The 12,965-nt window shown below is 40.3% G+C and carries 13 protein-coding genes and 1 riboswitch; of the genes, 10 read left to right on the forward strand and 3 right to left on the reverse strand.

What is annotated here, in order from left to right:
* The first annotated feature begins 284 nt into the window (after positions 1 to 284).
* Together WD048_16485 and WD048_16490 are read left to right on the forward strand one after the other, a co-directional pair.
* The gene (locus WD048_16485) at positions 285 to 1,040 is read left to right on the forward strand and encodes a gamma-glutamyl-gamma-aminobutyrate hydrolase family protein (GenBank protein MEX0813817.1); all 756 of its coding nucleotides are present in this window, start codon (positions 285 to 287) and stop codon (positions 1,038 to 1,040) included.
* A 5-nt stretch (positions 1,041 to 1,045) separates the two neighbouring features.
* Positions 1,046 to 2,410, forward strand: coding sequence for an aldehyde dehydrogenase family protein (locus tag WD048_16490; GenBank protein MEX0813818.1), 1,365 nt, complete (start codon positions 1,046 to 1,048; stop codon positions 2,408 to 2,410).
* Positions 2,411 to 2,573: 163 nt separating this feature from the next.
* On the opposite strand, the gene WD048_16495 is transcribed toward WD048_16490, so the two are convergent.
* Together WD048_16495 and WD048_16500 are read right to left on the reverse strand one after the other, a co-directional pair.
* The gene (locus tag WD048_16495; GenBank protein ID MEX0813819.1) at positions 2,574 to 3,518 is read right to left on the reverse strand and encodes a nucleotidyl transferase AbiEii/AbiGii toxin family protein; all 945 of its coding nucleotides are present in this window, start codon (positions 3,516 to 3,518) and stop codon (positions 2,574 to 2,576) included.
* The gene (locus WD048_16500; GenBank protein MEX0813820.1) at positions 3,515 to 4,234 is read right to left on the reverse strand and encodes a DUF6088 family protein; all 720 of its coding nucleotides are present in this window, start codon (positions 4,232 to 4,234) and stop codon (positions 3,515 to 3,517) included. Before WD048_16500 ends, WD048_16495 begins: the two co-directional genes overlap by 4 nt.
* 374 nt (positions 4,235 to 4,608) lie before the next feature.
* Here WD048_16500 and WD048_16505 point away from each other — a divergent pair, with 374 nt between their 5' ends.
* The 6 genes from WD048_16505 (at position 4,609) to WD048_16530 (ending at position 7,955) form a co-directional block, all read left to right on the forward strand.
* Positions 4,609 to 4,944, forward strand: coding sequence for a metalloregulator ArsR/SmtB family transcription factor (locus tag WD048_16505; protein MEX0813821.1), 336 nt, complete (start codon positions 4,609 to 4,611; stop codon positions 4,942 to 4,944).
* 26 nt (positions 4,945 to 4,970) lie between these two features.
* Entirely contained in the window at positions 4,971 to 5,432 is a 462-nt protein-coding gene (locus tag WD048_16510) for a DUF6428 family protein (protein MEX0813822.1), read from the forward strand.
* A gap of 10 nt (positions 5,433 to 5,442) precedes the next feature.
* Positions 5,443 to 6,069, forward strand: a complete 627-nt coding sequence (locus tag WD048_16515) for a protein-tyrosine-phosphatase (protein MEX0813823.1) — start codon at positions 5,443 to 5,445, stop codon at positions 6,067 to 6,069.
* Complete coding sequence (arsB, locus tag WD048_16520; protein MEX0813824.1) at positions 6,069 to 7,112, forward strand: ACR3 family arsenite efflux transporter; 1,044 nt, start codon at positions 6,069 to 6,071, stop codon at positions 7,110 to 7,112. The genes WD048_16515 and arsB overlap by 1 nt, the downstream gene beginning before the upstream one ends.
* A 184-nt stretch (positions 7,113 to 7,296) precedes the next feature.
* On the forward strand, positions 7,297 to 7,593 hold the full coding sequence (locus WD048_16525) for a type II toxin-antitoxin system HigB family toxin (GenBank protein ID MEX0813825.1): 297 nt from the start codon (positions 7,297 to 7,299) through the stop codon (positions 7,591 to 7,593).
* 2 nt (positions 7,594 to 7,595) lie between these two features.
* Complete coding sequence (locus WD048_16530) at positions 7,596 to 7,955, forward strand: helix-turn-helix domain-containing protein (protein MEX0813826.1); 360 nt, start codon at positions 7,596 to 7,598, stop codon at positions 7,953 to 7,955.
* A gap of 28 nt (positions 7,956 to 7,983) precedes the next feature.
* Here WD048_16530 and metF read toward each other — a convergent pair whose 3' ends face one another.
* Positions 7,984 to 8,943, reverse strand: a complete 960-nt coding sequence (gene metF / locus WD048_16535; protein MEX0813827.1) for a methylenetetrahydrofolate reductase [NAD(P)H] — start codon at positions 8,941 to 8,943, stop codon at positions 7,984 to 7,986.
* A 105-nt stretch (positions 8,944 to 9,048) separates the two neighbouring features.
* Positions 9,049 to 9,149, forward strand: a riboswitch (SAM riboswitch).
* Between the two features lie 73 nt (positions 9,150 to 9,222).
* On the opposite strand from metF, the gene WD048_16540 reads away from it, so the two are divergent.
* Positions 9,223 to 10,233: a homocysteine S-methyltransferase family protein gene (locus WD048_16540; protein MEX0813828.1), complete on the forward strand. Its 1,011-nt coding sequence runs from the start codon at positions 9,223 to 9,225 to the stop codon at positions 10,231 to 10,233.
* Positions 10,230 to 12,908, forward strand: a complete 2,679-nt coding sequence (gene metH, locus WD048_16545; protein MEX0813829.1) for a methionine synthase — start codon at positions 10,230 to 10,232, stop codon at positions 12,906 to 12,908. The genes WD048_16540 and metH overlap by 4 nt, the downstream gene beginning before the upstream one ends.
* Positions 12,909 to 12,965 lie beyond the last annotated feature (57 nt).

Consider the following 12,965-nt stretch of genomic DNA (forward strand, 5'->3'; position numbering starts at 1 on the left):
TTATTAACAGAAATCCAATGATAGTATAGTGATTGGAGGTCTCGACCAGACACTAAATATAGGAGTAATGGACAAAATGGAGGCTGAAAAGTAGACGTTTGTCCCTAATGGACATTTTGGAAGTTGTTTTTTTCTTCAAATTAGATGCATGTGCACGTGTTTTTTCAATAAAGATTTAACAGAGTAGTTAAGATTTCAGTAAAAAATCAGTTTTCATCATAAATACTCCTGCATGCAGTGTATTTTTGATGTTTTGGATCCAGTCAATAATCAATCAATTTCAGATGATAAAAATAGGAGTTACCGCTGCCTTTGAATATGAAAGGAAAGACCGCATTGTTTTTGCTCCAAAATATTTGAGCTATGTAGAAAATGATATGATGCGTTATCTTTCACGATCCGGAGTTTTGCCTGTTATGATTCCCGATGTAGCTGAAGATTTGCAAAAAGAATATCTACAGGAAATGGATGGTTTTCTTTTTCAGGGTGGTACTGATCTGGCACCTGAAAGCTATGGGGAAAAACCAATTGGCCGTTGGAAAGGCGATATTTATCGAGATAAGTATGAATTTAAAATTATGGATTTTGCCTTTCAGTCAGGAAAACCGATATTGGGAATATGCCGCGGATTTCAGTTGCTTAATGCCTATTTGGGCGGCACACTTTATCAGGATATTTTTACTCAAAAGGAAGGCTGTATTGAGCACAGAAATGCAGAATTGTACGACAAAATCAGCCATGAAGTGGAATGGGTTCCCGGTAAAATACTGGCAGAAATCCACAAATATGATAGTAGAAATTTGATTAATACTGTACACCATCAATCGGTAAAAAAACTGGCAGATGACCTGGAAGTTTTGGCTGTCAGTCCTAAAGACGGAATAATAGAAGCCGGGGGCTATAAAAAAGCCAAAGCCGGAAAAATAATGGGGGTACAATGGCATCCTGAGTTTTCACCAAGTCTGGGAGAAAATGTTGTAGATGCAGACATTTTGTACAGCCATTTTTTAGAGCATGTAAGAGAAAACTTAAAATCCTGAATAGTATGAAAATTATAAATCCTGCAACAGAAGCCGTTATTACTGAACTGAAAGAAGACGATGCTTCAAGTGTTAAAATCAAATACGAAAAGCTCCAAAAAGGGCGGAAAAAATGGGCTGCACTTCCGGTAAAAGATCGCCTGGATACCATTGTCAAATTTGGAGACCTGGTAAAACAACAGGCCGATGACCTTGCAAGAATTCTTTCCTCTGAAACGGGAAAACCACTTGCCCAAGCCAAAGGAGAGGTGATGGGGTCGCTCAATAGAATTACACATCTGAAAGCCAATGCCGAAAAATGGCTGGCACCTGAAGTAATTTCCTCTGAAAATGGAATGGAAGAAAGCATTCGCTATGAGGCATTGGGTGTAATTGCCAATATATCCGCCTGGAATTTCCCCTACAATGTGGGGTATAATGTGTTTCTATATGCGCTGGTAAGTGGAAATGCAGTACTTTACAAACCATCTGAATTTGCCAGTCTTACAGGGCTTAAATTTCAGGAATTGCTTTGGGAAGCAGGAGTTCCGGAGGATGTTTTTATAACAGCTATTGGCGGAGGGGCAGTTGGAGAAGCATTGCTGGAACTTCCCATAGACGCTTACTTTTTTACGGGATCTTACAGAACAGGTAAATATATTGCCGAAAAACTGGCGGAAAAACTAGTACCTGTACAACTTGAACTGGGCGGAAAAGACCCGCTTTATGTTGCAGATGATGTCTCTGATGTGAAAGAAGCGGCTGAAAATGCTGCTATTGGTGCGTTTTATAATAATGGTCAAAGCTGCTGTGCCGTAGAGCGCATCTATGTGCATGAAAAAATTTACGATGAATTTTTGTCGGCTTTTGTGGAAAGTGTGAAAAATTATAAAGTAGGAGATCCTACTGCTGAAGATACTTTTTTGGGACCTCTAACGCGTAGGCCTCAACTACAAGTACTCAGGGCACAAGTAGAAGATGCCATAAAACAAGGCGCAAAGCTGGAATGTGGCGGAGAAAGAATAAAACAAAAAGGCTACTTTTTTGAACCTACTGTTTTGAGCGATGTCAACCACCAAATGGAGCTTATGCAGGAAGAATCCTTTGGGCCGATAATTGGCATACAAAAAGTAAAATCGGATGAAGAAGCATTAGAATTGATGCAGGATACAGATTACGGCCTTACTGCTGCTGTTTTTTCAAAAGACAAGAAAAGGGCAGAAAAGTTATTTGAGCAATTGAATACCGGAACTGTCTATTGGAATTGCTGCGATCGTGTAAGCCCCAATGTGCCCTGGTCAGGCAGAAAAAAATCGGGACTTGGGTTTACTCTATCCTATTTGGGCATCCGCGCTTTTGTTCAGCCCAAAGCTTATCATTTGAAGGAATAATTGATGCTGAGGCTGGACAATCAAGGGAATTTATGCTTGGAAATTGCCGACAAATTGAAATATTATCGGCATGGGGTTGTGATGTAGGTTTTGTAGGAGGGAAATAAATATTGTTTTTTGTATTTATACAATAACTGCTGCGCTAATTGTGCATTGAAGAATTTCATCCAATTCTTTTTATTAGATCCACAAATGCTTTAGCAACAACTTTTTCATCAGGAATAGGTCGGTATGCTAAAGCTGATAGTTCTGCCTGATATTGTGTTTTAATCTTTTTCCAGAGCGTTGGGAAATCTGTTATCAAAGGCGATTTTGAAATTGATTTTTCTTTCCAACCTTTGGGCTCATCAAAAATTTCCCTGTCGTGTTTCAGAAGGCTGATAAATTGTTTTTTAAATAAATCAGATGCTATGAATTCCTGACATTCAGGGTGTTTGCTTAAAAAATATAAGTCATAAAAGTGTCGGATTTTTTCTGAAATGCTCACTGAGGGATTAACATCAAAGGAAAACCGAACTAGAGCAACCAATTTCTCCAGCATGGTTTGTTCCTTGCTTAGCACATTTACTTTAATCGGATCCAGTTGATATTGCTTTATGTATTTTTCATTGCCTGATTGAGCTAAATAATCGCCCACCATACTTTTGATGATGCGTTCCTGAAAAGGAAAAGGATTGGCGAAGGAGTTTATTTCGACAATGAGCTTATTGTTGGCATTGTGCTTTTCTGTTGTTATATATTCAAAAACCGATTTCCTGAATCTTGATCCTTTACTGGTAATACCTTCCGTGGGTATTTCGGTCAATTCCTTTGTTATTTCTTTCTCTATCTTTCGAATAATCGTTTTGATTTCATTTCCAGATTTTCCTCCATTATTCACAATAGCTAAGTCAACATCTTCAGAAAAGCGTTCAATCAGGTTGTATCCTTTTGACAAAGAAGTACCACCTTTAAAAACAGTCTCCTCTATATAATTACTTTCTGCTAAACGGCTAAGCAACAAAGTAATCCAGTAGTCTTTCTCTATAAATACCAAATTAATATCCATCTGCTGGGATGCAGCTCTCAGTGTATCGGAAAACAATTTTACATCGTGATGCAAGTTCATATGATATTCCATTTATCGGTAGTAGATAAGATTTTTTCTGCTCCAGCTAGTTTATATTTAGTAATTGGGTTTAGGGATTTGTAAAGCGGAATAGCAGCTTTATTCTTCTGTAATTGTTCCAATAATGCTCCCAGTAAAGCCCTTGTAGCAGGTGGGTATTTTAAAGCTAAACGCACCAAGGAATTGATTTCTTTATCAGAAAAATTCTTTATGAGGACTAAAAATCTTTTGCAGCAAGATATTACGCTAGCATCAGGTATCTTTTTAACATAGCGAATGGCATCCAACAATTGCAATGGAGGGATATTTTCTTTGCTAATGGTGTTTTTCTGTTTGATGAATGCAATGGTGTATTGACCTCTTTTAAATTTGGGTCGCGTTTGATTTTTGCCTATTTGTATAATGTCGCTTACCTGGGTAGTTAATCCCAATTGATTGTAAATGCTGTAACCTGTGAGGTAGCCAATGACCTTTCCATCTTCTTCAAGAAGATCTTTTACCACTTGGTATTGAGGTGGTGCCAATTCACCAAAAGCTGTCTTTTCCGGTTTGTAATATTTACCCTTGCTGAGTTTTTTGATCTTTCCAGAAGCAGCCATCCTATTAAGTGCTTTAATGATTGCCTCTTTCTGTTTCACATCATCTATAAAATCTTCATAGGTAAACACAAACCCTTTTGGTAGCCTATCTATGCTCTTTGCTATGTTAACAGTCATTTTCATGTCTTATCTAAAACAAATAAAGATATACATTTTGTCCAGTTTTTTTAGAAATAAACTGGACATTTTTGAAACGTGTTTGCCTGAATCCGATGATTTTCTTGGGTGAAATTTTGAAAACGCTTCCCCGTGTAAGGGGTGGTAGCGGCATCCTTTTGGGTTGGGGGCAATTTTAGTGTTGCGGGATTTGGGAAAGCGACCAGCGGAAGCTCTTTCCAAAGCCCAGCAACACTTTGCCTCCAGCCCAAAAGATATAGCGGACGACCCGACCCGCAGGGATACACCCAGAAAAAAATAATTGATTGACGCAAACGAAGTTTTGTGTTTTGATTTATTAATCGTAATATTGCGATATAGCAATGAATTAATCTATGGGCATTACAAAATCGAATCTATTTACGAGCGAACAAAATGAACTGGCCTTGGCTGCCAAGGCTTTTGCGCATCCGGCCAGGGTGGCGATAATCCAGTATCTGCTGAATGCCAATACTTGTATCAACGGGCATTTGGTAGAGGAACTGGGATTGGCGCAATCTACCATCAGCCAGCATTTGCGTGAGCTCAAGGAAATTGGTTTGATACAGGGCAGCATTGCCGGCACTTCCATGTGCTACTGTATCAACCCCGAAAAATGGACGGAAATAAGAATGCTTTTCGATCAACTTTTTGGGGCGTTTAATATGCCCAATGCAGAAGGTTGCTGTTGAATTTTTAAACTTAAAAAACAAGAATTATGAAATTATCGGAAGTAAAAACAAAATTGGAATCTCTGGAAAAACTCAATTTTCAATTGCCTGACGGTTCGCTTGTGCCGGAGCATTTTCATGTGACGGAAGTGGGTATTGTGAGCAAAAATTTTATAGATTGTGGCGGAACGGTTCGCAAGGAGGAAGTGGCCAATTTCCAGCTTTGGAATGCCGGTGATTACGACCATAGATTGGCGCCCGAAAAACTGGGCAAAATCATCGCTTTATCTGAAAAGGTTTTGGGCTTGAAGGATTTGGAAGTAGAGGTGGAATACCAATCGGATACCATTGGCAAATACGGGCTGGACTTTGAAGGTGGAAATTTCCAATTGACGAGCAAACAAACCAACTGCCTGGCACAGGACAAATGCGGCATTCCCGATGAGGAGTTGACGGTAATCGACAATCAAAAGGATGCTTGTTGTTCGCCCGGTGGCGGATGTTGCTAAAAAAAAGAGTATGGTTTCAGCTAAAACGGAATTTTATCCAAAACTGACCGAACAGATTGCTGTGACACAGGGCAGGGCAATTGACGATTGCAGAAAGCAGGTGCTGCAGCCCTTGATTGATTTTATTCGGGCTAAAATTAAAAAGAAGGAGGCTGTTCGGCTCAATTTTATTTGCACGCACAATTCCCGAAGAAGTCAAATGGCGCAAATCTGGGCGCATACCGCTGCGCTGTATTATGGGGTGGATGCGGCTTGTTTTTCTGGTGGTGTAGAAATTACCGAATTCAACAAGCGGGCTGTAGAAGCCATATCAGAAGCGGGTTTTAGAGTTCAAAGTTCTGGGGATGAAAATCCCAAATACAAAATTTATTGTGCCAATCATATTGCGCCCATAATGGCTTTTTCTAAACTGTATGACGATGCAGCAAATCCCAATAAAAATTTTGCCGCCATTATGACTTGTTCAGATGCAGATGAGAACTGCCCCTATATTATAGGTGCTGAAGTGCGCATTCCCATTCGCTATGAAGATCCAAAAGTGTATGACAACAACCCTAATGAAGGCGAAAAATACATGGATAGATCTATGCAAATTGCCAGTGAAATGTTTTATGTTTTTTCAAAAATCAATGATTAATGGATCACCCGGACAAACCCTCAAAAAAAGAAATTGCATTTTTTGAGAAATTCCTAAGCCTGTGGGTAGCACTCTGCATAGGAGCTGGAATATTAATCGGTCGTTTTCAAGGGGACAGCATTGCTTTCCTAAGTGAATTTGAAATTTACAATGTAAATATTCCCATTGCCATTTTAATTTGGATGATGATTTATCCCATGATGCTGCAAATAGATTTTTCCAGCTTAAAGGATGTGGGCAAATCTCCCAAGGGCTTGGTGCTGACGGTGATTGTCAATTGGTTGATCAAGCCTTTTAGCATGGCGTTTTTTGCCTGGATATTTTTTGAGCATTTGTATTCGGCTTATATTTCTCCCGAATTGGCTGGAGAGTATATTGCCGGAGCTATTATATTGGGCGCGGCACCTTGTACGGCCATGGTTTTTGTATGGTCTTATTTGTCGGATGGAGATCCCAACTATACGTTGGTTCAGGTTTCTGTCAACGACCTGATTATTTTGGTGGCATTCGTTCCGCTGGTGGGGTTTTTGCTGGGCATTACCAATATCAGCATCCCATACGGCACCTTGGTTTCCAGTGTTTTGATTTTTGTGGTGATTCCGCTTGTAGCGGGTGTCATTACCAATAAAATATTGATTGGTAAAAAAGGGGAGGATTGGTTCAAAAATCGGTTTTTGCCAAAATTTAAGCCCGTCAGTATTGTGGCTTTGTTGCTTACCTTGGTTTTGTTGTTTGCTTTTCAGGGGCCAAATATTCTCAATAACCCCTTGATCATTGTGTTGATTGCCGTACCCTTGATTATCCAAACCTATTTTATCTTTTTTATCGTATGGTTTGCCGGCAAAAAACTAAAGCTCTCCCATGCCATTTGTGCTCCTGCTTCTATGATTGGCGCAAGCAATTTCTTTGAGCTGGCAGTAGCTGTAGCCATTGCATTATTTGGAATGCAGAGCCCCGCAGCTTTGGTAACAGTAGTTGGGGTTTTGGTTGAAGTCCCGGTAATGTTGTCTTTGGTGGCATTGGCCAATAGGTGGAAGTATTGATGGGTTTGCAAACACAACTATCAAACTCAGATCAACATAATTATATTTAAAGCAAAAAAAGAACAGCGGTTGAAAGCCTATATCTGTAAATTCGATTAAATTTATTCCAATTTTTAAAATTTTATTTCGATATTTGGAATTAAATCTTGTGTTTACATTATAAAAATTACTGGAAGTTTAAGCCATGCGTATTGTTACCTACAAAAAGATTAAGGAATTTTCAGAATCTCACGCTGATGCTGAAACACCTTTAAACTTTTGGTATCACACTGTAAAGGCAATGAATTGGGAAAACATCAATGATTTAAGACAGGATTTTAATAGTGTTGATTATGTGGGGAACCACCGTTTTGTGTTCAATATCAAAGGGAACAAATACAGGCTAGTTGCCATTATTTCATTCAATGCCAGGAAAGTTTATATCCGATTTATAGGCACGCATTCGAAATATGACAAGATTAAGGATATCAAAAATATCTAACAATGATACAAACAGAAAAAGAATACAAGGCCATTGTTGAAAGAGTGGAAGAGCTACTGCAAAACCCTGACAATATAGAAACTAAGGACTCCAAGGGATATGTGGAGTTAAACTTATTGTCTGACCTTGTAGCAGATTTTGAAGAAAAATATCATCCGGTTAAAAAGCCTACTCTTGCTGATGTTATAAAATTACGCATGGCTGAAATGGGCTTGAACCAAAAACGCTTGTCCGAACTTCTTGGAATCAGTACTTCAAGGGTAAGCGAGTACCTGAATGGAAAAAGCGAACCCACTTTAAAAGTGGCAAGACAAATAAGCATTAAATTGGGTATAGATGCTTCTATTGTCTTAGGAGTGTAGCTATTCATCCAAATTCAAACAATTAACTTTACATAGCCTCCCTTACAATCTCACTCACAATTTTGCTTTGGCTCATGGTATAAAAATGCAGACAGGGAATTCCCGCTTTTACCAATTCCTTTGATTGATTGATACACCATTCCTTTCCAACTTGTTCTACGGCTTTATCGTCCTTGCATTTTTCAATTTCCAATTCCAATTCATCTGGAATATCCACATGGAAAATACTGGGGATTACCGTTGTTTGTCGCCTTTTGGTCAAGGGTTTGAGCCCAGGGATAATCGGTACATTGATGTCCATTTCCCTGCAAGCCTTTACAAACTCAAAAAACTTTTCATTGTCAAAAAACATCTGAGTCATAATGAAATTGGCACCCATCTCTACCTTTTTCTTCAAATGCTTCAGGTCGGTATTCATATTGGGTGCTTCAAAATGCTTTTCAGGATATCCACCCACACCAATGCAAAAATCAGTTTCTATGGCATTGGCCAAATCTTCTTCCAAATAAATGCCCTTATTCATATTGGCAATTTGCTTCACCAAATCAGAAGAATAGGCATGCCCCCCGGTTTCAGGTGTAAATCGCGCTTCCGATTTTGCGGCATCGCCTCGAATGGCCAGCACATTTTTTACGCCCAGAAAATGCAAATCGATCAACGCATCCTCTGTTTCTTCCACTGAAAAACCACCACAAGTCAAATGTGGCACAGCCTGTACGCCATATTTATTCATGATGGCCGCACAAATGCCCACCGTTCCCGGTCTTTTGCGCGTAATTACTTTTTTAAAAAAACCACCGGGCATTTTTTTGTAAATATATTCCGACCTGTGATAGGTGACATTGATAAAAGGCGGATTGAATTCCATCAATCGATCCAGTGAATTATATATAGATTCTATTCCCCTCCCCTTCATGGGCGGCAGTAACTCAAAGGAAACGGGCGTTTTATCTCCATCTTTTTTTCTCAGGTATTCAGTAATCTTCATGCTTTTATTTTAATGCGAAGAAATGCATTATAAATCAAAAATTTCTGTGAAAATAGAAAATGAACAGATTAAACTTTACATTTGCCCCAATTGTTCTAAGAATAATTTTTATCAAGAAAGGTGGAGGGATATGGCCCTGTGAAACCTTGGCAACCTGAATAAATCAAGGTGCCAATTCCATCCCGCAGTATCGGGAAAGATAATAGATAAGCATCTGTTGAATCTCTTCCTGAATTGCGGGCAAGAGATTTTTTTTATTTTAAAAAGGAAATAAAGCAGATGAACATTAAAGAAATCCTCAAAAATCGCATACTCGTACTCGATGGCGCAATGGGAACAATGATTCAGCGACACAAGCTGGAAGAGGAAGATTTTCGGGGAGAAAGATTCAAAGACCATCCTTCCTCTTTGAAAGGCAATAATGATTTGCTCTCCATTTCCCAGCCGGATATTATCAAAGGCATTCATGCTGCTTATTTTGAATCAGGAGCCGATATTGCGGAGACCAATACTTTCAGCAGTACTTCTATTGCGCAAGCAGATTATCAATTGGAAAATTTGGCTTATGAGCTGAATTACGAATCGGCTAAAATCGCCCGGGAAGTAGCAGATGAGTTTACCGCTAAAAATCCTGACAAACCGAGATTTGTAGCTGGTTCCATTGGCCCGACCAACAGAACCGCCTCTCTTTCGCCAGATGTGAATGATCCCGGATTTAGGGCCATCACTTTTGATGAATTGGTAGAAGCATATATTGAGCAAATAAAAGGATTGGCAGAAGGCGGTGCGGATATTTTATTGGTAGAAACAGTGTTCGACACCCTAAATGCAAAAGCAGCACTTTTTGCCATTCAGCAATATTTTGAAGACAGCGGAAAAGAGCTGCCCATTATGGTTTCGGGCACAATTACCGACCAAAGCGGCAGAACGCTATCCGGCCAAACGACTGAAGCCTTTTTGATTTCCATTTCGCATGTGCCTCTGCTGAGCGTGGGCTTGAATTGTGCACTGGGCGCAAAACAACTCCGCCCCTATTTGCAAATTCTGGACAAAAACTCAGAATTTTTCGTGAGTGCACATCCCAATGCCGGATTGCCCAATGAATTTGGCGAATACGATGAAACACCGGAATTGATGGCCAATCAAATCAAAACATTTCTGGACGAAAATTTGGTAAATATAATTGGTGGCTGTTGCGGCACCACACCGGAACACATCAAAGCCATTGCGGATTTGGCCGCCCAATACCAACCCAGACCATTACCTGAAGAAAAAGCATTGACAGCGTGAGTAAAATATTTTCCCCATTAAAATTAAGCGGATTAGAGCCATTGGTTTTAAATCCAGATTCCAATTTTGTAAATATTGGTGAGCGTACCAATGTTACCGGATCTCGCAAATTTTTGCGCTTGATAAAGGCCGGTTATTTTGATGAAGCCCTGACTGTCGCACTCGATCAAGTGGAAGGTGGCGCGCAGATTTTGGACGTAAATATGGACGAGGGTATGATCGATGGCAAAGAGGCCATGGTCAAATTCCTAAACCTGATTGCCTCCGAACCGGATATTTCACGCATTCCCGTTATGATAGATTCTTCCAAGTGGGAAATCATAGAAGCGGGACTGAAATGTGTACAGGGAAAAGCAGTGGTCAATTCTATTTCGATGAAAGAGGGCGAAGAAAAATTCATTGAACAGGCATCGCTCATTAAAAAATTCGGGGCTGCTACGGTGGTCATGGCTTTTGATAAAAAAGGACAGGCCGATACTTACCAGCGCAGAATTGAAATTTGCAAAAAGAGCTATGATATTCTTACGCAAAAAGTAAAATTTCCTGCCCAGGACATCATTTTTGATCCCAATATTTTTCCCATTGCTACGGGAATAGAGGAGCACAACAATTATGCTTTGGATTTTTTCAAAGCCACCAAATGGATCAAGGAAAATTTGCCAGGTGCGCATGTAAGCGGTGGCGTGAGCAATGTTTCATTCTCTTTTAGGGGAAACAATGCCGTGCGCGAAGCCATGCATTCCGCATTTTTGTACCATGCCATAAAAGCGGGAATGGATATGGGCATAGTAAATCCAACTATGTTGGAGGTGTATGACAATATTCCCAAGGATTTGCTGGAAAGAGTTGAGGATGTTTTGCTCAATAGACGGGATGATGCTACGGAACGCTTATTGGATTTTGCTGAAAGCTACAAAAGCGAAGGAAAAGTAAAAGTAAAAGATGATGCCTGGCGAAAAGAAAGCGTGGAAAAACGCCTGGAACACGCTTTGGTAAAAGGTGTTATAGAATTTATAGAAGCTGATATTGAAGAAGCCCGCCAAAAATTCGATCGCCCCATTCAGGTAATCGAGGGGCCATTGATGGATGGGATGAATGTGGTAGGTGATTTATTTGGCTCGGGGAAAATGTTTTTGCCCCAAGTCGTAAAGAGTGCGCGCGTAATGAAAAAAGGCGTGGCCTATCTGCTGCCGTTTATTGAGGCTGAGAAATCAGAAAAGCGACAAGCTGCCGGTAGAGTATTGATGGCCACCGTAAAGGGCGATGTGCACGATATTGGAAAAAATATTGTGGGCGTAGTTTTGGGTTGCAATAATTACGAAGTGATTGACATGGGCGTGATGGTTCCGCCCGAAAAAATATTGGCAGCCGCCAAAGAACACAATGTTGACATCATTGGGCTCAGCGGATTGATCACGCCATCCTTGGATGAAATGGTGCATTTGGCCAAAGAATTGCAAAAAGCAGATTTTGACATTCCCCTGCTGATAGGCGGAGCCACTACTTCAAAAATGCACACGGCCGTTAAAATTGAACAGAATTATCTGAACGCCCCTACCGTACATGTGCTGGATGCTTCCCGTTCCGTAACTGTTGTTGAGAGTCTATTGGCGCACAAAAAAGAGGCTTTTGTAAAAGCACTGAAAGCGGAATATGAAATGATGCGGGAACGGCACAAAAGTCAGCAGGAGACGAAAAACTATATCAGCCTTGAAAAAGCAAGAGGAAATAGAGTGGATATTGATTGGGAAGATAGCCAAATTGATGTACCTGATAATTTGCAGCAAATTGTTTTTGAGGATTTTGACTTAAAGGAAATCGCTGCCTATATCGACTGGACGCCTTTTTTCCAAACCTGGCAATTGAAAGGTCGCTATCCTAAAATATTTGAAGATGAAACCGTTGGGACTGAAGCCAAAAAACTCTTTGATGATGCACAGGATATGTTGCAAAAAATCATTGATGAAAAATGGTTGATTGCAAAGGCTACTTTTAAATTGTTTCCAGCCAATAGCGATGGCGATGATGTGATTGTTTATGCCGATGAAAACAGGGAGGAGGTTAAAACAAAATTGCATTTCCTTCGGCAACAAAATAAAAAGGCTGCCGGAAGACCCAATTTCTGTCTATCGGATTTTATTGCACCAAAGGACTCTGGCAAAGCAGATTATATTGGGGCTTTTGCCGTTACGGCAGGCTTGAATATTGACGCACAATTGGAAAAATACAAAGCCGATCACGATGATTACAACAGTATTTTACTAAAAGCACTGGCCGATCGATTGGCAGAAGCATTGGCAGAATTACTGCACTCAAAAGTGCGCAAGGAATACTGGGGCTATGACGGAAGCGAGCAACTCAGCAATGAAGATTTGATTCGCGAAAAATACAGGGGTATTCGTCCGGCACCGGGCTATCCCGCTTGTCCGGAGCATACCGAAAAAGGCACTTTGTGGAATTTGCTGGATGTTGAAAATAAAGTTGGTATTCAATTGACAGAAAGCTTTGCCATGTGGCCGGCAGCATCAGTGAGTGGATGGTACTTGGCGCATCCCGAAGCCAAATATTTTGGATTGGGAAAAATCGGAAAAGATCAGGTAGAGGACTATGCGCAGCGAAAAGGCTGGGATTTGGAAAAAGCCGAAAAGTGGTTGGCTCCTGTTTTGAATTATTAGATTTTCAATAGTAGGGGCACACGGTCGTGCTATTGAAAAAATCTCGGGTCAAGTCTG

It is taken from the genome of Chitinophagales bacterium (assembly GCA_040877935.1).
Lineage (GTDB): Bacteria > Bacteroidota > Bacteroidia > Chitinophagales > CAIOSU01 > JBBDNB01.